This window comes from Streptomyces sp. NPDC059169 (assembly GCF_042755225.1).
GTDB lineage: Bacteria > Actinomycetota > Actinomycetes > Streptomycetales > Streptomycetaceae > Streptomyces.
The window spans coordinates 194540-213828 of sequence record NZ_JBHZCF010000013.1; the positions used below are offsets into that span (position 1 = coordinate 194540).

A 19289-nucleotide genomic window follows, 5' to 3' on the forward strand; every position below is an offset into this window, starting at 1 on the left:
TCCGGACACGAGGAGTGGTCGATGGTGGCCCGGATCGACCTCGCCGTGATGCTCGCCGGAGAGGGCGACTTCGAGCGCGCCGCCAGCCATTTGCGGATCGTCGCGGACGCCGGGAATCCCGCCGCCTCCACCTGGGCGGGCGCACTGCTCGGCCTGGTCCTCGTGCACAGTGGGCAGCGAACCGAGGGCCTGGCCAGGCTGCGGGCGGCAGGAGAGGCAGACAGCGCACCCGGCTCCCAGCTGGCACGCTTCCACCTGGCCAAGTGCCTTGTCGAGGACGGGGACGAGGAAGGCGCCGACGAACTGCTCCGGAACGTCATCGCCGACGAGCAGTCGGACGTCACTGCGGTGGCTCGGGCCTACCTCGGCGTGCTCCGGCTGCGCAAGGGAGACAGGGAAGCTGCGGAGGAACTGCTCGTCGGCGCCGAGGAGTCGGCCGACAACGAGGCGGTCGCCGTGGCCTACCTCGGCCGCGGCGAGTACCTCCTGGAGGCGGGCGAGGCGCATGCGGCGGGGGAGCTGCTGCAAGCATCGCTGGCCACGGGCGTCGCGGAGACGGCCCCCCGCGCAGCCGCCCTGCTCGGTGTCGTACGGCGGTCGATGAATGACCTCGAAGAAGCGCGCCGGCTCCTGACGGATGCACTCGGAGCCGGGGACCCGGCGATCGAGCCCATGGCGCGGCGTTACCTCGGCAGCACGCTGTTCCGGCTCGGACTGCTCGACGAAGCGGAGGAGACGCTGCTTCCGTTGGCGCGGTCGGGGGACGTCCAGCACCGGCCCCGGGCCGTGCTGATGCTGGGTCAGGTTCTGGCGACGGTGGGACGAACGGAGGACGCCTTCGCCTGGTTCGAGCAGGCGATCGCCTGCGGAGACCAGGAGACCGAAGCCGAAGCGTGCTACGACTACGCGGAGTTGCTCGTCCGGGCGGGCCACCGGGAGCGGGCCGGGGAGGTGCTCGCCTCCCTGGAAGCCGCCGGCGGACGCACCGACGAAGGCGCGACCGAGCACGGTACGGTGCCCGGGACGGACGGGGGAAGCGGAACCGGGTCCGGGAGCCGCCGACCGCAGCTCACCGCCACGCACCCCTTGCCCGCGCGCGTCCTGACGCTGCTGGGCGACGTCGCGGATGCCGAGGGCGATCCGGTCGAAGCGCGCTACTGGTACGAACTCGCCGCCCTCGCCGCCACGGAGGGCGCGTAGTTCGGGCGCAGGTGCCGTCCCCGCTCCCGCCGACCCCATTTTCGCCAGACCGCCTCCCCCGTGTGGTGCCGGGCGGCACAACCCGCTTGGCACGGGGGTCCCGTTCGGGTCCCGCCGTGCGGAGCGCCTCGTCGATGGCGGACTCGGGGACGTACGGCACGGCGGTGCACGGCGTCCCGTCGGCGTGGGTCGCGGCTGCTGCGGCCGGTGCCGCCCGGGTCGACCGCCGACCGATGGTTCAGGTGTCGAGCCGGTCCGACGGCTGCACGGTGTCGGTGGCAGGCCGTTCGTCCCCCGGGCGTCCTGTGTCCGGCAACGACTTCTGTGCCGTCAGCCCAGACTCGGCGGCGCCCAGTCCGCGTGCCGCAGGACGGCCCGGACGGTCACGGCGGAGGGAGTCAGTCGGAGTCCCGTATTGCGCAGGGCCACGGCCAGCGGGTGGGTGAGTTTCTGACCCATCCGGCCGGCCTGGCGCGCGGCCCTGGCCACGGACTGGCTGCGTGGGCGGCGTTCGGTGTCGTAGCGGGTCAGTGCTGATTCGACCGTGGGCTCCGCAGCGAGCGCGGCGGCGAGGATGGCCGCGTCTTCCAGTGCTTGGCAGGCGCCCTGGCCGAGGTTCGGGGTCATGGCGTGTGCCGCGTCACCGAGCAGCGCGATCTTGCCCGTGGTGAAAGTGGGCAAGGGCGTCACCAGTTCGTGGATGTCGTGGTGCAGGACGGTGCCCGGCCGGGTCGCGTCCAGCAGCGCGGGGATCGGATCGTGCCAGCCGCCGAATCGTCGGCGCAGCGCGGCGAGGACGTCCGCGTGCCGGTTCCCTGGCGGCGAGTTGAGCACCGCGTGCCATTCGGCCCTGCCGTCGGCGAAGGCGATGTGGCCGAACTCGGCGCCCTTGCCCCAGGTCAGTTCGAAGTCGGTGCGCAGCGGCACCGGATGCTCGGTGATGGCACGCAGGACCGTCGATCCGCTGTAGACGGGGCCGGGGTGGTCGGGGATCAACTGACTGCGGAGTCGGCTGTGCACTCCGTCGGCCGCCACGACGAGGTCCGCGCCCAGGACGCCGTCCGCGAGAGGCACGCGCGGCCGTCCGGGGTCCGTGCAGTCGACGGACGTCACCTCGGTTCCGACGACCAGGCATTCGGGGGGCAGCGACTCGCGCAGCAGGCGATGCAGCACGGCTCGGGGGACGCCGACGATCGGCGTGCCCAGTTCGCGCTCCAGTGCGGCTCCGTCCATCCGCGCCAGCCATCCGCCGTCGGGAGTGCGGGTGCCGCCGGTGTACTGGGGGCGGGCGGCCGCGCGCACCGCTTCGCCGACGCCCAGGACATCCAGGGCTCGCACGCCGTTGGCGTGCAGGGAAATGCCCGCGCCCACGTCGGCCAGGACACGAGCGCGTTCCACGACGGTGACCTCCCAGCCGATCCGACGCAGGCCGATCGCGGCGGCCAGTCCGCCGATGCCTCCCCCGACCACCACCGCGCTGCCGCCCATGCCCAGCCCCTCTCCTGCCGCCCAGCCGCACTCTTTCTACAGATGTAGAAAGAGCGTATACCGGCTCTCTACAGGTGTAGAAATGAGGGGTGCCCGACGATCGACGTACCGTCCTTGCCGACACGGCCATCGCAGTGCTCGCCCAGACCGGGATGCGAGGACTGACCCACCGCGCTGTGGACCGGGCGGCCGATCTGCCGTCCGGCACCACCTCCGCCTACTACCGCACCCGAAAGGCGCTGCTCACCGCACTGGTCCGGCGTCTGATCGCCCTCGACCAATCGGAACTCCAGGAGGTCGGGAGCCGTACGTCCGTACCGCAGGGTGCCGAGGAACTGGTGACCGGCATCGCCGCCTTCATCGAGGGGCGACTCACCGGAGAGGGGCGACGACGCTCCCTCGCGAGGTACGCGTGCGCCATCGAGAGCGTCCATCACCCCGAGCTGCGGGAGATCCTCGTGCCGCGCGAGAACGCGGGGCGTCAGGTCGTACACGACTTCCTGGCCGCGCAGGGCGTTCCGGACGCCGAGGCGCGTACCGTCACCCTGCTGACGTGCGTGGACGGGTTGGTCTTCGACCGCCTGGTGAAGGGCGGGAGAGTGTCCGAAGCAGAGATCCGCGGGCTCGTGGCGGCAGCGCTGCGATGAGCCGCCGCGAGGCGGGGAACGACCTACGACAGCGTGGGAACCGGTCTGCGCTCCGAGGCGGACCGGCCGCGGTCGCGGTGTTCGTCGGTGCCGCGACGTCGGCACGCGGTGTGCCGTGCGCGGCCTCCTCCATGGACGCCGGCGTGCCGACGAAGGCGTCCGGGCCGGTGTCGTCGGGCACTCTCGACGGCCGGACGCGAGGAGCCCGACGCCACCGCCACCGGCACGCGGGCGGCGCGGTAGCCCCACCCCCCGTCAGTGCCCGCTGCGTGCAGCCCTGCCGACCGCCTCCACCAGGGGGAGCAGCCGGTGCGGCACGCGCTCGCGCAACACCATTTCCGTACGGGTGCGGACCACGCCCGGCAGGTTGATCAGCCGCTGGATCACGTCCTCGAGATGCCCGTTGTCACGGGCCACCACACGGGTCAGGAGGTCACCACCCCCGGTGATCGAGAACGCCTCCACGATCTCCGGCACCGCCGCCAGATTGTCGCCCACCTCGTCGAGACGACCCTGGGTGACCTCGATGTGCACGAATGCCAGGACCGGATGGCCGAGAGCGGTGGGCGACAGTACCGGACCCGTGCCGGTGATCACGCCGTCCCGTTCGAGACGGGCGATCCGGGCCTGCAGCGTGCCTCGGGCGATGCCGAGGATGCGGGCGTACTCCCGGACGCTGGTGTGTGGCTGCTCGATGAGGAGTCGCAGGATCCGGGTGTCGAGTTCGTCGACTGCCATGGTCCATTGGCCTCCCTCCGGCCGAGGAATTCCCCTGATCACTGTACCAATGGACCACTCACCGATGGCCGAGTTGAGCCACCGTCCCCCCGGATGCTTTCCTGTGGCGAGACGAGGCGCTGCGCAGCGCCGGACGGCAAGGGAGCCGATCCGGACCCGCGGCGCCTTTGCCATGTCTACAGGGGCGTGAACAGCGAGGAGGCGGGACGACCGTCGTGAAGAAGTGCGTGAAGAGGATGTTCGTGGCTCCGGACCCCGGGCGCGTGCGCCTGCGCGTGTCCGCGCGCGCGGTGCTCGGCACCGGGCTCGCGGTCGCCGCCGCCGAGTTGGCCGGGCTCTCCCTCGTCGCCGCCGTCACGGGCGGCCTCGCCGCGCTGCTCGCCCTGTTCACCGTGGCCGACGCGACCGTGCGCCGCCAAGCCGTCACCACCGCGCTGCTGCCGGCCGTCGGCTTCCCCGTCCTCGCCGTCGCGACGGCCCTGCACGCGGCGCCGCTGCTACGGGCCGGGACCTGGCTCGTGGTCGTCTTCCTCGGGGTGTACGCACGGCGCTGGGGGGCGCGCGGACACGCCCTCGGGATCTTCGCGTTCATGATGTTCTTCGCCACGCAGTTCCTCCGTGCGGTGCCCCGCCAACTGCCCGAGCTGTACGCTGCGATCGCGCTCGCACTGGCGGCCTGCGGGACGGTCCGCTTCGGACTGTGGTGCATGGAGCGCCGTACGCCGCCGCCCGCGGTACCCGCCCCGCTGCCCGGCAGGGGACTGGACCGCCTCACCACCAGGCAGGCCTTCCAGACGACGCTCGCCTGCGGCGTCGCACTCGCCGTCGGGCAAGTGCTGTCCCAGGAGCGCTGGTACTGGGCCGTCGGCACCGCGTGGTGGATATTCGTGAACACCGCCTCGCGCGGAGAGACCCTCGTCCGCGGCTTCCGGCGGGTCGTCGGGACCGTCGCCGGGATCGCGGCGGGACTGCTCGTCGCCCTGCCCCTCGACGGCGCCCCGGGGCCGACCGCCGCGCTCGTCGCCGCCTGCGTCTTCGGCATCTTCTACACCGCGCCGCTGTCGTACAGCTGGATGATGTTCTTCGTCACCGTCATGGCGGGTCTGCTGTACGGGCTGCTCGGGGTCCTCCACCCGGGGCTGTTGCTGCTCCGCTTCCAGGAGACCGCCGTCGGCGCCCTGGGAGCCGCACTCGGTGTCGCGCTCGTCCTGCCCGTGACCACGCACGCCGCGACGAACGCGTGGATCCGGCGGGCTGTGCGCAGCGTGCACGAGTGCACGACGGTCGCCATGGTCAGGCTGTCCGGTGACGAGGACGCCGATCCGGCTCCGCACGCCGCCGAACTCGAGGTGCTGCTCGCCCGGGTGCGGACGTCCCTCGCGCCGCTCGTCCACCCACTGAGCCCGCTGCGTGCCCGCAAGGCCCGCGCGAGGCACGTGCTGGCACTGCTCGACGACTGCGCGCGCGAGGTGCGCGGGCTTGCCGCCGTGGCCGCCGACCCGTACGCCTCGCACGACGCCCGGCTGGCTGCGGCCTGTTGGCGCGTGGAGGCCGCCGTGCACGCCCTGGAGGACCCGGCCGCCGGGCCGGTGCGTTCCCCCGACGGGGCGGGTGCCTCCGTACCGGCGCACCACCCCGGCGCTGAGGCGGCGCTCATCCACCTGCACGGGCTGGAGAAGGCTCTGGCGGATCTCGCCGCACCGCTGAGCACCTCGCCGCGAGCGCCGCTCGTCGCGGCGGCCTGAGCCGATGGTCCGGGCGGAGCCGGGACGCTCACTGGACCTCCGCCTGTTACATCGTGTACGAATCCCTTCAGGTCGGACCGTCAGTGATCGTGCAGGCGGCGAAAGTGAACAAGACGCTTGCATTTAGCGCTTACACGGTGGATCAGTCCCCATATGGGGTAGTCCGGTCGGCATCCGTCGTCCAGTCCAGGCCCCGGAGGTGCCCACCATGCGGAAGTTCCTTCGCCGAGCCGTCGCACGCAGCAACCGGCCGTCGCACGGGGAGCACGCGCCCCGGGATGCCCCAGGCGCCCCAGACAGCGCGGGCGCCACGTCGGCTCCGCCGGTCTTGCCGGTCCCGCCGGTCCAGTGCCCCGTGGGACACTCTCTGCCGCAGGGACGTGCCTTATCCGACGGCGCGTCCCGCGGAGCATCCGAACTGCACGGCGAGGCCGAGGAATTCCTGCGGTTGTTCCACCGGGAGCAGCCCGGAGCGGGCGATCCGGAGGCCAGGATCGCCGCAGTCCACGCCGAGATCGACGAGACCGGAAGCTACCGTCACACCGCCGCCGAACTCGCCCACGGCGCCCGCGTCGCCTGGCGCAACAGCAACCGCTGCATAGGCAGGCTCTACTGGCGCTCGCTGCGGGTGCGGGACCGCCGACACGTCGACGACGCCGACACGATCGCAGCCGAGGCCGCCGCGCATCTGCGGGAGGCGACCAACGGAGGTCGCATCAGGCCGACCATCACCGTCTTCGCGCCTGATGCCCCGGGCCGCCCGGGCCCGCGCATCTGGAACGAACAGCTCGTGCGGTACGCGGGCTACAGCGGCGCAGGCGGCGCGTGTACCGGCGACCCGCGCAGCGCGGGCATCACCGACCTGGCACTGGACCTGGGCTGGCCAGGCGGTCCGGGCACCGCCTTCGACGTCCTCCCCCTGGTGGTCCAGGGCCGTGACGACAAACCGCGCTGGTTCTCGCTGCCCGAGGACGCCGTCCTCCACGTCCCGTTGTCCCACCCGGACGGCGACTGGTGCGCCGCGCTCGGACTGCGCTGGCACGCCGTCCCCGCGATCGCCAACATGTGCCTGGAGATCGGTGGGGTCTGCTATCCCGCGGCACCGTTCAACGGCTGGTACATGGGCACCGAGATCGGCGCCCGCAACCTCGCCGACACCGACCGGTACGACCTCCTGCCCGTCGTGGCCGAGCGGCTCGGCCTGGACACCTCAACGGACCGCACACTGTGGAAGGACCGTGCGCTCGTCGAGCTCAACCGGGCCGTACTGCACTCCTTCGACCGGGCCGGGGTGACGCTCGCCGACCACCACACGGAGGCCCGGAGGTTCCTCACCCACCTCGATCAGGAGGAGTCCAGGGGGCGCCGGGTGGGCGCCGATTGGTCCTGGATCGTGCCACCGATCTCCGGAGCGGCCACGCCCGTGTTCCACCGGACGTACGACACGACGCAGTTGCGGCCCCTGTTCGTGCACCACGCGGCGGCCGTGGCCCGAGCCCGTGGGGTGGAGCTGTAGGTGCCCGGCGGTTTCCGGGCGGTGTGGCGGGCCGCGCGTCCGTCGTCAGGCGTCCCCGGTCGGGCACCGTCCGGCGCCCTCCGGGGCCGCTGCGCCGACCTCGACGGGTGCCGTCGGCCACCGCGACGTTCGAGCACGACCGAACCGGGACGTCCGGCGTTCCACGAGGCGGTACTCCCGTCCGGCGACGGGGGCACCTGCGCCCCGGTGAGTGCCGACTCCACCATCGCAGCCTTCGCACGCGCGAGGGCCCGCGCCCCACGGCGCGGGCCCTCTGCGGGTTCCGGATGCGGCGTCCGGGTCAGAGGGTCGACGCGCCCTGCGGCCGAGGCGTGATGCCCAGAGCGGCCGCGTACTGGGAGAGAACCAGCCTCCCGATCGCCGGGTACGCGCCCAGGGGCTCGGCCGCCGCGCAGCCCGCCTCTGCGGCGGCAGCCTCCAGGAGCCCCTCCGGGAGCTCCGGGCCGACCAGGTACGGAGCCACCGCGAGCTGACCGGAGCCGGCGGCGCGCAGCTCCTCGGCGGTGGCGGCGATCGCGCCGTCCTGGTCCAGGGCGGCGGCCATCACCGGCACGGCGAGCCGTGCGGCCAGCAGCATGCCGGTGATCCCGGCGGCCTGGACGGCTTCGTCGCCGCCGACCGTGGCCAGGACGATGCCGTCCGCAGCCGTCGCGACCGTGAACAGCCGCGCGCGGTCGGCGCGGGCCAGACCGGCCTCGGAGAGCCGTACGTGCAGGGCCTCGGCGAGCAGTGGGTGCGGACCGAGCACATCGGTCAGCTCCGCCGTCGCACGGCTCTCCACGACGGCTTGGCGGATGCGGCGGATCAGCGAGCTGTCCGGACCGGCGAGCAGCGGAACGACGACGGACGCCGGCCCGTCGGGTTCGGTGGCCTCACGGCCGGCCGCCTTCGCCAACTCGTAGCGCTCGGTACGCAGCGCGGCGGCCTGGGCGAGCACGCTCCCCAGCGTGGGGTACTCGGCATCGTCGCCGTCGACGTATCCGATGGCGGCGTCGAGGCCGGGCAGTTCGGAGCGGGCGATGCTGATGACTTCCTCAGCGAGGCTGCGTATCGCGGAGGAAGGAGTGCCCGGCACGGCGAGAACGAGCGCGGGCGCGCCCTCGGGAGCCGCCACGGGCTCCGGGCGGCGGTGCCGCCCGGATTGGCGGGGTCGCGGCATTCGTACGGGCAGCCCGGGTGCGGGCCCAGTGGGGGAGCTCATGGCGCCGCATGCTACTGGTTTTGCCGTCCCGGCTGTTCGGGGAGGGGTCGGTCGCGTGCGGTCTGTCCGTTATTTCCGATGGGTGTGGTCGTGGTGGCCCCGTGCCGGTTCTTCCCCCGGTGTCAGGTCGTCACCTGGAGCATCCGAGGGTCCGGCGGCAGGACCAGTGCGTGTGCGGCGAGCGCCGCGGCGAGGGCCACCGCTCCGGACAACGGATCCCCGGCCGCCGGCACCTGTCGGGCCTGTGGCACTCGCCGTGCCAGGGCTTCCCGCAGCGGCCCGAGGAGCGCGTCGCCCATGAGGAACAGGCCCCCGGTCAGGGCGACTTCGCAGCTTCCCACACTCGTCGGGGGAGCGACCGCCGCGGCCGCCGAAGCGATGTGCTCGGCGGCTTCGACGAGGATGCGCCGCGCCACGGGATCGTCCGTGGCGCAGCTCGCCACTTCGGGGGCGAACGAGGCGAGTACCGCGGCCCGGTCGGTCCGCGGGTAGACACGTTCGGGGAGCCCGTCAGCCGGGCCGAAGAGCGCTTCCAGGCGGGCCAGCAGCGCGGGCGAGCCGGCCGTGCGGCCGTCGTGGGCGCGCAGGGCCGCCTCAAGGCCGGCACGGCCGATCCACGCACCACCACCGCAGTCGCCGAGGAGGTGACCCCAGCCGTCGGCGCGGCGCCACGACACCAGGTCCGTGCCGAGCGCCACCATCCCCGTTCCGGCCGCGACCACCACTCCGGGACGCTGTCCGAGCGCCCCGGCGTACGCGGTCACGGCATCGGAGGCGAGCGCCGTGCGCCGCACCCCGAACGCCGCACCCAGCTCACGGGGCAGCTCGGCGCGCAGCCCCTCCCCGAGCGTCGCCATCCCGGCCGCCCCGATCGTGGCGGCGGCCAGTTCCGCGCTCCCGCCCCGATCGGCCGCCGCACCGGGTACGACGCCGGGCGGAGCCTGTTGGGGGGCCTCCCCGGGAGCTGGGAAACCGGTGGTCCGTGCCCGGTCGAGCAGCGCCCGGACCATGGGCACCAACTGCTCCAGGAAGTGGGCGGCGTCGATACCGCGTGCACCGGTGCGCACCGGCGCACGGGACGCGGTCGTGATCGCCTGCGCCGGCGCACCGGCCGGTGCGAGCGCGGCGCGCAGCCCGGAACCACCGGAGTCGACACCGAGCACCCAGCCGGCAGGCCGGGCGACGGACGTCACGGAAGCCGCCAGTCCACCGGCTGGGCTCCCTGGCGGACCAGCATGTCGTTCACCCTGCTGAACGGACGGGAGCCGAAGAACCCGCGGTCCGCGGACATCGGCGACGGATGCGCGGACTCGATCGCCGGGAGGTCGCCGAGCAGCGGTCGCAGATTGCGCGCGTCACGTCCCCACAGCACCGACACGAGCGGCTTGCCCCGCGCCACGAGCGCCCGGATCGCCTGTTCGGTGACTTCCTCCCAGCCCTTGCCGCGGTGCGCGGCAGTCTTGCGGGGAGCGGTGGTCAGCGCCCGGTTGAGCAGCAGCACCCCTTGCTGCGCCCAGGGCGTGAGGTCCCCGTTGGACGGCCTCGGCAGGGCGAGGTCGGTGTGCATCTCGCGGAAGATGTTCTCGAGGCTCGGCGGCAGGGGGCGAACGTCCGGAGCCACGGAGAAGCTCAGCCCCACGGCGTGCCCGGGGGTCGGGTACGGGTCCTGGCCGACGATCAGGACCCGAACTTCGTCGAACGGCTGTTGGAAGGCGCGCAGCACGTGCGCTCCTGCCGGCAGGTACGTCCGTCCCGCGGCGATCTCCGCGCGGAGGAAGTCGCCCATCGCGGCGATCCGTTCGGCCACGGGCCCGAGGGCGTCCGCCCACCCCGCCTCGACGATGTCTTTCAACGGTCGTGCTGCCACGATGTGTCATCCCCAGGTGTTGCTTGTGTGCGAACCAGCGGTCGCAGGTCAAGGCGGCCTCCCACCTGGAGCGGTGGAATGAGGACGGGGAAGGGCAGCTCGGTGGCCGGCTGGTCCGCCAGCCGCTCCATGAGCTCGTCCCATCAGTCCGGACTCGATCCAGCGGTTGAAGGCGGAGGCGACGGCCCGAAGGAACCGTACTCTACCGGCTGGCGGCCGCTTCTCGCCGACCTTCACCGGCCGCGGGGGCCGCGCGAGCGCCGATTCGACGCGTCCATCCGCGCGTCGCCGTCCGCGACTGCCGCGGGGGCAGCGGTTCCGGGGCCCGTCGGCTTCGGTGGCCACGGCCGTGGGGCGGATCGTCGGCAGACGCGCCGAAGCCGGTCTCGCGGTGGAACGAGACCCCTCTCGTGAGAGGTGCGTGGTGCGCTGGGAGCGCGTGGCGCATTCGCCGTTCGCCGGGGGCGTGTTGAGAGTGGGCCAGCGGTGGGCGTGGTGCCGGGGCGCCGGGACCGGGGTCACGCGGCGGCGGAGGTACGCCACCGCGGGCGAGGGTCCCGGCGGACGACCGCGCGCGGTAGGCGAGGTGTCCGCGGGGCACGCACGCGTGCCGCGCGCCGCCGTGCGCCCCGGACGCACCGCCCCGGTCCTCAGCCCACGGTCGCCGCCCTGACGCACAGCACGTCGGGGAGGTGCGAGGCGAGCAGTTGCCAGCTGTCCCCGTCGTCCGAGCTCGCGTACACCTCGCCGTTGCGGTTGCCGAAGTACACGCCTGCCGGGTCGGCGTCGTCGGTGCACATCGCGTCGCGCAGCACGGTGCCGTAGTGGTCGCCCTCGGGAAGGCCGGCGGACAGGGGTTCCCAGCTCCGGCCGGCGTCCTGCGTGCGGTAGACGCGGCAGCGGTGCCCGGCCGGGACCCGGTCCGCGTCGGCGTTGATCGGGAAGACGTAGGCCACGTCCGCCCGGTGCGGGTGGGAGGCGACCGCGAAGCCGAAGTCGGACGGCAGGCCCCCTCCGATGTCGTTCCACGTCGCCCCGGCGTCGTCGCTGCGGTACACACCCCAGTGGTTCTGCAGGTACAGCCGGTCCAGGTCGCCCGCGTCCCGCGCGACCTTGTGGACGCACTGGCCGAACTCGGGGTTCGGATCGGGCAGGAACACCGCCGACACGCCCTGGTTGGAAGGGTTCCAGCTGGAACCGCCGTCGTGGCTGCGGAACACGCCCGCCGCGGACACGGCGACCGTGACGGCGTCCGCGTCGCGCGGATCGGTGAGCACGGTGTGCACGGCCTCACCGCCGCCGCCCGGCATCCACCGGGACCGGGTGGGGTGCTCCCACAGCGGTCGGACCAGCTCGAACGTCATGCCGCCGTCCTCGGAGCGGAACAGAGCGGCGGGCTCCGTCCCGGCGTACACCACGTCCGGTGCGGCTGGTCCTGCGGGATGCAGCTGCCAGACCCGCTCCAACGACGCACCGGTGTCCCGGGGGAACGTCACCGCGGCCTTCTGCGGCTCGGTCCACGTGGCTCCCAGGTCGTCCGAGTGGAAGACCGAAGGGCCCCAGTGCGCGCTGTCGCCGCCGACGAGCAGCCGCGGCACGTCGCGCCGGGTGTCGAGGGCAACCGAATACACGGCCTGCGCGTTGAAGTGAGGGCCTTCGAACTCCCACCGGCCCTCGCGCCTGCGGCCGATGAAGAGCCCCTTGCGGGTGCCCACCGCCAGTAGTACGCCGGTCATTGCCGACACCTCCAGGACGCCGTTGTCGCGGACAGGGGCCAGTCTGCACCCGCTCACTGACAACGGCTCCCGGAGTCGCCCCGCCGCAGGTCGCGGCGGGGAGTCGCACGGCCGACCCCGTCCACCCCCACCGGGGCAGGAGGTCACACGGAGCGGTGGTACTGGTCCGGTACGCGCACCTCGCCGCCGAGCTCGCGGGCTGCATGGCGTGCCCAGGAGGGGTTGCGCAGCAGCTCGCGGCCGAGGAGCACGGCGTCGGCCTCCCCGTTCGACACGATCTTCTCGGCCTGTTCCGCCTCCGTGACCAGTCCGACGGCGGCGACCGGCAGGTCCGTCTCCGCCTTGACGCGGGCGGCGAACGGCACCTGGTACCCCGGGCCGACGGGGATGCGCACCTTCGGAGCGTTGCCCCCGGTGGAGACGTCGAGCAGGTCGACCCCGTGCTCCTGGAGCAGTCGGGCGAGGCGCACCGTGTCGGTGCCGGTCCAGCCGTCGGTGTCGAGCCAGTCGGTGGCCGAGACCCTGAAGAGGACCGGGAGTTCCCGCGGCCAGACCGCGCGGACGGCATCGACGACCTCCAGCGCGAACCGCGTCCGGTTCTCGAAGGAGCCGCCGTAGGCGTCGACGCGGTGGTTGGAGTGCGGCGAGAGGAACTCGCCGATCAGGTACCCGTGCGCGCCGTGCACTTCGACGACTTCGAAGCCCGCGTCCGAGGCGCGTCGCGCCGCGTCCGCGAACTGGTCGACGATCTGCCGGATCTGCTCGACCGTCAGTTCGTCAGGCACCGGGTAGCCGTCGTCGAACGGTACCGGGCTCGGGGCGAGTGGCTGCCAGCCGTGCGCTTCGGGCCCCACCGGGCCGCCGTCCTTCCACGGCTGACCGGTCGAGGCCTTGCGGCCGGCGTGCGCGATCTGGATGCCCGGGATGGTCCCCTGTTCCTTAAGGAAGCGGGTGATCCGACGGAGCGCCGCCACCTGGGTGTCGTTCCAGATGCCGAGGTCGTTCGGGGTGATCCGGCCTTCCGGCGCGACAGCGGTGGCCTCGACCAGGATCAGGCCGGTGCCCCCGGCCGCGCGCGCCGCGTAGTGCGCGAAGTGCCAGTCGTGGGCGACGCCGACGTTCGGACCGAAGGCTTCCGCGCTGTACTGGCACATGGGCGCCATCCAGATGCGGTTGGGCACGGTCAGCGAGCGCAGGGTGTACGGCTCGAACAGGGTGCTCACGGCGGACTCCAATCACGGCGGGACCGAACGAGGTGCTGCGCTCGTACGATAGCTCTCGTAGTACGCACATTGTCAAACTACGATGAAGCTCGTACAAGGCCGTGAGGGAGTCGCGTTGCAGGGGTCGTGTCGGGCGGGGGCTCTCGTGTGTGTCGTGCGGTGGCGTCCGGAGGTCTCAGTCGACGCCGGTGCAGTCCGTCACGGTGCCCCGCTCCAGGTCGGCGCCGTCCAGTTTGGCCGTGAGCGAGGCCAGTCGGGACTGGAGGTCGCCGATCTCCTGGAGGGAGAGCCCGGTGGCTGCGGCGATCCTGCGGGGGACGAGCCGGGCCCGGTCGCGCAGTGCGGCACCCTTGTCCGTCGCGCGCACGGTGACCGATCGCTCGTCCGTATGGCTGCGCCGCCGCTCCACGCACCCCAGTGCCTCCAGTCGTTTGAGGAGCGGGGAGAGGGTGCCCGAATCCAGCCGGAGGCGGGCGCCGATCGTCTTCACGGGCAGCTCGCCGTGTTCCCAGAGCACCAGCATCACGAGGTACTGCGGGTAGGTGAGTCCGAGATCCTTCAGGGCTGCCCGGTAGAGGCCGTTGAAAGCCCGTGACGCCGCGTGCAGTGAGAAGCAGATCTGGTGGTCGAGGCGGAGGAAGTCGTCGTCCTGCGCGCCCTCCGGTGTCGTCGTCATGACCACCAGGGTACCTACCTTTCGAGCCATTTAGTTGTGCACAACTAAATTGTGTGCTGTAGTTGTCGCCGACAGACCCCACGACACAGGGATGGTTCCGATGAACGCGCTGTACACCGCTGTAGCCACCGCCAACGGCCGCGAGGGGCGTGCCGTCAGCTCCGACGGCCGACTGGACCTGGCGCTGGCCGCACCCGCCGCCCTGGGTGGCAGTGGCGAGGGCACCAACCCGGAGCAGCTGTTCGCGGCCGGTTACGCGGCGTGCTTCGCCAGCGCCCTCGGTCTGGTCGGACGCCAGGCGAAGGTCGACACCAGCGAGATCTCGGTGACCGCCGAGGTCGGCATAGGCAAGGACGAGGAAGGGGGCTTCTCCCTCGCCGCCACGGTCCGCGTCGAGCTCCCGGCCTCGCTGGCGGGTGAGACCGGTGAGCTGCTGGTGAAGCAGGCGCACCAGGTCTGCCCCTACTCCAAGGCGACCCGCGGAAACATCCCGGTCGAGCTCGTCGTCGAGTGACCGGGAGCCATCGGGCCGGGGCCGCGGCGCGCACCCGTTGCGCGTCGCGACGCCGGTCGTGCACCGCGGTCATCGGAACTACGATGCCTCTCGTACCATAGAGGCCCCGGATGGAAGTGGAGCCCGACGTGACGACCGCGACCAGCGCCCGCCAGCTCGCCCACCCCGCGCGCGACGAGATCCGCCTGGAGCACGTCCTCCACGCGTTCTCGGACTCGATGAGGCTGCGCGTGGTACGCGAACTCGCGATGGCCGAGCACGAGTTGTCCTGCTCCGACTTCGACCTGCCCGTCACCAAGTCGACCACGACCCACCACTTCCGGGTGCTCCGCGAGAGCGGAGTCATCCGGCAGGCCTACCGCGGCACCGCGAAGATGAACGGATTGCGCCGGGACGACCTGGATGCCCTGTTCCCCGGTCTCCTGGACGGCGTGCTCGCCGCCGCCGGCGCGGAGGCCGCCCGCCTCGGCACCCGCTGACCCGCCCCATGCGGCCGGCAGCTCCGGCACCCGCTGACCCGCCTCACGCGGCCGGCAGCTCCGGTGCCCCCGCGCCCCGCGCCGCCCGAAGGAGCCCTGCCCAGTCGGGGATCTTCACCGAGCGCCGCCCGAGGGAGTGGCCGAGGGCGGTTTCGGCCTGCTCGATCGCCAGCCATCCCTGCCACTCCACGGGACGCTGGCCCGACTCCCGCAGCACCGCGAGGGGTTCGTCGGGCAAGGGCCGGTTCGCCAGGGTGGCGGCGTCTTCCAGCAGCGAGGCCACCGTCTCCTTGGCACAGGGCCTGTTGGTGCCGATCACGCCCGTGGGGCCCCGCTTGATCCATCCCGCCACGTACTCGCCGGGTGAGGGCGTGCCGTCCCGGAGCACCCGACCTGCCTGGTGGGGCACCGTGCCCCGGGCCGCGTCGAACGGCAGTCCGTCCAGCGGGACTCCGCGGTATCCGACCGCCCGCAGCACCAGCTGTGCCTCGATCTCCTCGTAGGTCCCCGTCCCACGCACCCCGCCGGCACCGTCCGGCACGGTCCGCTCGAAGCGGACCCCCGCCACCCGTCCGCCGTCGCCGACCAGTTCCACCGGGCGCAGGAAGAACCGGAGCCTTATCAGGCGTGCCCGTTCGGCGGCCGTGTCCCGGCCGGCAGCGGCCCAGTTCCGCACCACGTCCAGGTTCCGCCGGTTCACCGCCGGCAGCCCGGACGGCTCCGCGTAGCCGGGGTCCAGTGCGAGGTCGGACGGCTCCACCTCGACCCCGGCCTCCGGCAGGGCCCCGAGTTCGCGCAGTTCCTTCGTGGTGAACCTGGCCTGTGAGGGGCCGCGCCTGCCCACCATGTGGACTTCCCGGACCCGGCTGCTCGCGAGGGCGCCGAGCGCCTCCTGCGGCACATCGGTCGGGCGCAGCTCCGCGGCACCGCGCGCGAGGATGCGGGTGACGTCCACGGCGACGTTGCCGACCCCGATGACCACCGCGGACCGGGCGCCGAGCCCGAAGGCCCGGTCCGCCGCGTCCGGGTGCGCGCTGTACCAGGAGACGAATTCGGTGGCCGAATAGCTGCCGTGGAGGTCCTCGCCCGGCACCCCGAGCTTGCGGTCCTGCGCGGCCCCCACGCAGTACACCACCGCGTGGTAGAGCTCCAGCAGTCGTGCGGTCGTCAGTTGGCGGGTGCCGACCTCGACGTTGCCGAAGAAGCAGATCCGTTCGTCCTCCAGGACCGTCCGGAGGTTGTTCTGCAGGGACTTGATCTTCTCGTGGTCGGGCGCGACCCCGTACCGCACCAGCCCGTAGGGGCAGGGGAGTCGGTCCAGGACGTCCACGCGGACGTCGGGAACCACGGACTGCTGGACGAGGGCCTGAGCGGTGTACACCCCGCTCGGGCCCGAACCAACGACGGCGACGCGAAGCACGAGCGCGCTCCTTCCCGCAGGGTCCTTCCAGCATGGCACCGGCGCGCGCGCCGGGGGAGACTCACATCACGCGCATACGGCTGATCTCGGCCGTCTGCCGGGCCATCACATCGTTCGCCACCACCTCGCGGACGTTACGCACGGGACGGCACCCCGGCCGCCGTGGTCAGCCCGCCGTCGTGGTGAGTGATCATCAGCTTCAGGAAGGGCGGCGCGTCGGATGAGGTGCCCCGTGCGAGCCGCAACCAGGCCAGTTGCTCCGCGGTGGCCAGGCCCGGAACCGTTCCGTCGTGGGGTGAGCCGTGTCCCCGGCCGCGCGATGGGCTTCCAGCCGCCCCTGCACGGCACCGGTCTCGGGTGTCCGTGAAGCCGCGACCCGCTCGGCGAGACGCCTCACCCGGTCGCTCCCGGCACGCTGCGGAGCGAGCGCGGTCATCTGCAGGGACTGCCCGTGGTGGGTCTCGACGTGCAGACCCAGCCGCACTGCTGCGACGACATCGACTACTGACCCGGGCGCCGGTCCGCCTCCCCGCCGGGAGGCCCCCCGCCGGGAGGCCCCCCGCCGGGAGGCCCCCCGCCGGGAGGGAAGCCCAGCTCCCAGTCCAGGTCGTAGCGGTGGAACAGCTCCGCCCGCAGTCGCGAGCGCGGCATCGGCGCCCCGGGGAGCGCCACCGCGAACACCGCGCCCATCAGCAGGGCGCGGAGCATCGGATACTCGGCGTCCACGTCCGCTGACCCGTAACGCTCTACCGTGTCCCTCAGGAGGAACGCCAGCCGCTGCTGCTCGGGGCACTGGACGAACCCCTCGGCCTGCAGTATTCCCGCCATGTGCGCCCGCATCAGCAGGGGACGGTCCACCGCCAGCTCCAGGACCGCGTCGATCGCCCGAGCCAGTCGTTCCCTGCCGTCGTCCGTGCGTGGAGCACGCTCCAGGGCCTCGTCCAGGGTCAGGTGCATCAGTCGGTGCACGGCGGACTGGAACAGCTGACGCTTGCCGGGGAAGTAGTACGACACCAGGCCGCGTGCCGACCCCGCCCGGTCGGCGATGTCCGCGAGCGTCGTCGCTTCGTAGCCCCGCTCGCCGACGAGGTCGACGGTCGCCTGCAGCAGCCGCTCCCGGGAGCGCCGGCGGAGCTCTTCATTGACCGATGCGCTCCGCGGGGACATGCTTAACTCCTGCGTTGACTGGCTCTCGGCCAATATACTCAGCGCGTTCCCGCCCCCGGGCCTCTGCGTGCCCGGTCGGCGGGGGTGTCCGGACGGTCCGGGCGACGCGGGGGATCGCCCGGCCCGGACGGCTCAGTCAGCCACTCCCGGACGGGGACGTCTGCATTCCGCAGTCGGCGTCCCGTTGTGGCGGGTCCGCTTCCCATTGTGGCGTCGCCGCCGGATGCGGATCCAGTCGCCGGCAGGTCTCAGGCGTCCAGCAGCCCCAGTACCGGACGCAGGCCGTCGGGCCGCTCGTCGACCGGCAAGTGGTCCACGAAGTGCACCGTGCAACCGAGTCGTGCGGCGCCCCCGTCCGCGTGCCGGTCGTCGCCCACCATCAACACGTCCGCGGGCGCCTGGCCCAGGGCTTCGCAGCCCGCCCGGAACAGCCGTACGTCCGGTTTCTGCACCCCGTGCCGGTACGACAGGACGTAGGCATCGACGAACGGGTCCAGCCCGTGGGCCTTGAAGACCGGGCGCGGGTCCCAGCCGATGTTGCTGACCACCGCAACACCCGCCCCGCGCCGCCGCACCTCGCCCAGCACCTCTGCCGCGTCCGGGTACGGCCGCCACGCGGGCGGCGTCTTGTGCCGTTCGTAGAGCGCGTCGTAGAGCCGGGGATCCGGCAGTGGAACCCTGCGGGCCAGTCCGATGTAGGCGTCGCGGTGCCGCTCGGCGTCCGCATCGCGGGCGGACCACAGCTCCGCAAGGGAGTCCGGGATCCGCTCCGGCGTGGACCCACCGGGCAGGGCCCCGGCCGCATCGAGCTCGCGCGCGTACCGCTCGAACTCCTCGCGGCCGATCGTCACGCCCGTTTCGTCCAGTGCCGCACGGAGCCAGGACGACACCGGCTCGATCCGGAAGAGCGTCCCCGAGAAGTCGAAGAGCACGCCTCGTACCGCCATGGGGTGATCATCGCGGGCTCAAGGCTCCCGGTGCAAGGCCACACGTTCGTACGACAGCACGGCGAGCGCCACCACGCACGCCCCCAGCAGCCACCCCGCCAGCACGTCCGTGAGCCAGTGCACGCCGAGGTAGATCCGGGTGAAGCCCACCCCCAGCACCGAAACGGCTGCCAGCACCACGGCCGCCCACCACACGCGCGGGCCCGGGCCGGCCCTCGCCAGGAGCCAGAGCAGCAGGCCGCAGGTGACCGCGGCCGACATGGCGTGGCCGGAGGGGAAAGCGGCGTAGTGGGCGGAGTCCACCGGGTCGGGCCAGTGCGGGCGGGCCCTGCCTACCAGGGACTTCAGGGCTTGCTGCAGCGCCGTCCCCAGGGCGCTCGCCGCAGCCACCCACAGCGCGAGCAGCCGGGCGCCGTGCCACAGCAGGGTCACGACCGCCGCGAGCAGCAGCGCGCGCATCGTCCACGGATCCCACACCCAGTCGGTGAGGACCCGGTTCACCCGGGTGAACCCCGGTTCCGCCCGGGCGGACGCATGCAGCTCGCCGGCGACGAGACGATCGAGGGAGACCACGGGGGCCCAGCTGACGGCCACCGCCAGGAGCAGCAGCAGAGACAGGGCACCGGTCAGCGCAGCGGTCCGGGACGGTGCGGGAACCGCAGTGCGCGGCCGTGACGGCGGGGGGAGCGGGGAAGGCATGGGAC

General features: G+C 72.7%; 19 protein-coding genes. 6 read left to right on the top strand and 13 right to left on the bottom strand.

Translation table 11 applies throughout. From position 1 onward, the window contains the following. A partial coding sequence (locus tag ACFXOM_RS24035) for a tetratricopeptide repeat protein (RefSeq protein ID WP_385039190.1) occupies window positions 1–1200 on the top strand: 1200 nt, incomplete at its 5' end. Between the two features lie 330 nt (window positions 1201–1530). Here the strand turns inward: ACFXOM_RS24035 and ACFXOM_RS24040 are convergent. After that, on the bottom strand, window positions 1531–2688 hold the full coding sequence (locus ACFXOM_RS24040; RefSeq protein ID WP_385039192.1) for an FAD-dependent monooxygenase: 1158 nt from the start codon (window positions 2686–2688) through the stop codon (window positions 1531–1533). 89 nt (window positions 2689–2777) lie between these two features. On the opposite strand from ACFXOM_RS24040, the gene ACFXOM_RS24045 reads away from it, so the two are divergent. Then, window positions 2778–3335, top strand: a complete 558-nt coding sequence (locus ACFXOM_RS24045) for a TetR/AcrR family transcriptional regulator (protein ID WP_385039195.1) — start codon at window positions 2778–2780, stop codon at window positions 3333–3335. Window positions 3336–3590: 255 nt separating this feature from the next. Here the strand turns inward: ACFXOM_RS24045 and ACFXOM_RS24050 are convergent, their stop codons facing one another. Then, a complete protein-coding gene (locus ACFXOM_RS24050) occupies window positions 3591–4073 on the bottom strand; it encodes an Lrp/AsnC family transcriptional regulator (protein WP_384934839.1) in 483 nt (160 codons plus the stop codon). 236 nt (window positions 4074–4309) lie between these two features. Between ACFXOM_RS24050 and ACFXOM_RS24055 the strand changes: the two genes are divergently transcribed. Next, window positions 4310–5818 carry an FUSC family protein gene (locus ACFXOM_RS24055; RefSeq protein WP_384934988.1) on the top strand — a complete coding sequence of 503 codons (1509 nt, stop codon included), beginning with the start codon at window positions 4310–4312 and terminating at the stop codon, window positions 5816–5818. A gap of 355 nt (window positions 5819–6173) precedes the next feature. Then, on the top strand, window positions 6174–7334 hold the full coding sequence (locus ACFXOM_RS24060; protein ID WP_384934842.1) for a nitric oxide synthase oxygenase: 1161 nt from the start codon (window positions 6174–6176) through the stop codon (window positions 7332–7334). Between the two features lie 301 nt (window positions 7335–7635). On the opposite strand, the gene ACFXOM_RS24065 is transcribed toward ACFXOM_RS24060, so the two are convergent. The 6 genes from ACFXOM_RS24065 to ACFXOM_RS24090 all read right to left on the bottom strand — a co-directional run bounded on the left by ACFXOM_RS24065 (window position 7636) and on the right by ACFXOM_RS24090 (window position 14058). Then, window positions 7636–8556: a sirohydrochlorin chelatase gene (locus ACFXOM_RS24065; RefSeq protein WP_384934845.1), complete on the bottom strand. Its 921-nt coding sequence runs from the start codon at window positions 8554–8556 to the stop codon at window positions 7636–7638. Between the two features lie 122 nt (window positions 8557–8678). After that, window positions 8679–9749: an N-acetylglucosamine kinase gene (locus ACFXOM_RS24070; protein WP_384945241.1), complete on the bottom strand. Its 1071-nt coding sequence runs from the start codon at window positions 9747–9749 to the stop codon at window positions 8679–8681. Next, the gene (locus tag ACFXOM_RS24075) at window positions 9746–10423 is read right to left on the bottom strand and encodes a uracil-DNA glycosylase (RefSeq protein ID WP_384934851.1); all 678 of its coding nucleotides are present in this window, start codon (window positions 10421–10423) and stop codon (window positions 9746–9748) included. The genes ACFXOM_RS24070 and ACFXOM_RS24075 overlap by 4 nt, the downstream gene beginning before the upstream one ends. A 650-nt stretch (window positions 10424–11073) precedes the next feature. After that, a complete protein-coding gene (locus ACFXOM_RS24080; protein ID WP_384945244.1) occupies window positions 11074–12159 on the bottom strand; it encodes a WD40/YVTN/BNR-like repeat-containing protein in 1086 nt (361 codons plus the stop codon). Window positions 12160–12302: 143 nt separating this feature from the next. Next, entirely contained in the window at window positions 12303–13382 is a 1080-nt protein-coding gene (locus ACFXOM_RS24085; RefSeq protein ID WP_384934857.1) for an NADH:flavin oxidoreductase/NADH oxidase, read from the bottom strand. A 175-nt stretch (window positions 13383–13557) separates the two neighbouring features. After that, entirely contained in the window at window positions 13558–14058 is a 501-nt protein-coding gene (locus tag ACFXOM_RS24090) for a MarR family winged helix-turn-helix transcriptional regulator (RefSeq protein ID WP_384934859.1), read from the bottom strand. Window positions 14059–14158: 100 nt separating this feature from the next. Between ACFXOM_RS24090 and ACFXOM_RS24095 the strand changes: the two genes are divergently transcribed. Then, a complete protein-coding gene (locus tag ACFXOM_RS24095) occupies window positions 14159–14572 on the top strand; it encodes an organic hydroperoxide resistance protein (RefSeq protein WP_385039197.1) in 414 nt (137 codons plus the stop codon). 110 nt (window positions 14573–14682) lie between these two features. Further along, entirely contained in the window at window positions 14683–15051 is a 369-nt protein-coding gene (locus ACFXOM_RS24100; RefSeq protein WP_385039200.1) for an ArsR/SmtB family transcription factor, read from the top strand. Window positions 15052–15094: 43 nt separating this feature from the next. Here ACFXOM_RS24100 and ACFXOM_RS24105 read toward each other — a convergent pair whose 3' ends face one another. The 5 genes from ACFXOM_RS24105 to ACFXOM_RS24125 all read right to left on the bottom strand — a co-directional run bounded on the left by ACFXOM_RS24105 (window position 15095) and on the right by ACFXOM_RS24125 (window position 19284). Next, window positions 15095–16471 carry an FAD-dependent oxidoreductase gene (locus ACFXOM_RS24105; protein WP_384934867.1) on the bottom strand — a complete coding sequence of 459 codons (1377 nt, stop codon included), beginning with the start codon at window positions 16469–16471 and terminating at the stop codon, window positions 15095–15097. 199 nt (window positions 16472–16670) lie between these two features. Next, entirely contained in the window at window positions 16671–16955 is a 285-nt protein-coding gene (locus tag ACFXOM_RS24110; RefSeq protein WP_385039202.1) for a DUF305 domain-containing protein, read from the bottom strand. A 17-nt stretch (window positions 16956–16972) separates the two neighbouring features. Continuing rightward, window positions 16973–17638, bottom strand: a complete 666-nt coding sequence (locus tag ACFXOM_RS24115) for a TetR/AcrR family transcriptional regulator (protein WP_385039204.1) — start codon at window positions 17636–17638, stop codon at window positions 16973–16975. 248 nt (window positions 17639–17886) lie between these two features. Further along, complete coding sequence (locus tag ACFXOM_RS24120; protein WP_384934873.1) at window positions 17887–18585, bottom strand: HAD family hydrolase; 699 nt, start codon at window positions 18583–18585, stop codon at window positions 17887–17889. A gap of 18 nt (window positions 18586–18603) precedes the next feature. After that, a complete protein-coding gene (locus ACFXOM_RS24125) occupies window positions 18604–19284 on the bottom strand; it encodes a phosphatase PAP2 family protein (RefSeq protein WP_384934877.1) in 681 nt (226 codons plus the stop codon). Window positions 19285–19289 lie beyond the last annotated feature (5 nt).

Excerpts from the sequence above, each read along its gene's own strand:
- ACFXOM_RS24125 (WP_384934877.1), bottom strand. The coding sequence starts at position 19,284 with ATGCCTTCCCCGCTCCCCCCGCCGTCACGGCCGCGCACTGCGGTTCCC.
- ACFXOM_RS24040 (WP_385039192.1), bottom strand. The coding sequence starts at position 2,688 with ATGGGCGGCAGCGCGGTGGTGGTCGGGGGAGGCATCGGCGGACTGGCC.
- ACFXOM_RS24065 (WP_384934845.1), bottom strand. The coding sequence starts at position 8,556 with ATGAGCTCCCCCACTGGGCCCGCACCCGGGCTGCCCGTACGAATGCCG.
- ACFXOM_RS24090 (WP_384934859.1), bottom strand. The coding sequence starts at position 14,058 with ATGACGACGACACCGGAGGGCGCGCAGGACGACGACTTCCTCCGCCTC.
- ACFXOM_RS24080 (WP_384945244.1), bottom strand. The coding sequence starts at position 12,159 with ATGACCGGCGTACTACTGGCGGTGGGCACCCGCAAGGGGCTCTTCATC.
- ACFXOM_RS24120 (WP_384934873.1), bottom strand. The coding sequence starts at position 18,585 with ATGGCGGTACGAGGCGTGCTCTTCGACTTCTCGGGGACGCTCTTCCGG.
- ACFXOM_RS24115 (WP_385039204.1), bottom strand. The coding sequence starts at position 17,638 with ATGTCCCCGCGGAGCGCATCGGTCAATGAAGAGCTCCGCCGGCGCTCC.
- ACFXOM_RS24100 (WP_385039200.1), top strand. The coding sequence starts at position 14,683 with ATGGAAGTGGAGCCCGACGTGACGACCGCGACCAGCGCCCGCCAGCTC.
- ACFXOM_RS24055 (WP_384934988.1), top strand. The coding sequence starts at position 4,310 with ATGTTCGTGGCTCCGGACCCCGGGCGCGTGCGCCTGCGCGTGTCCGCG.
- ACFXOM_RS24050 (WP_384934839.1), bottom strand. The coding sequence starts at position 4,073 with ATGGCAGTCGACGAACTCGACACCCGGATCCTGCGACTCCTCATCGAG.
- ACFXOM_RS24095 (WP_385039197.1), top strand. The coding sequence starts at position 14,159 with ATGAACGCGCTGTACACCGCTGTAGCCACCGCCAACGGCCGCGAGGGG.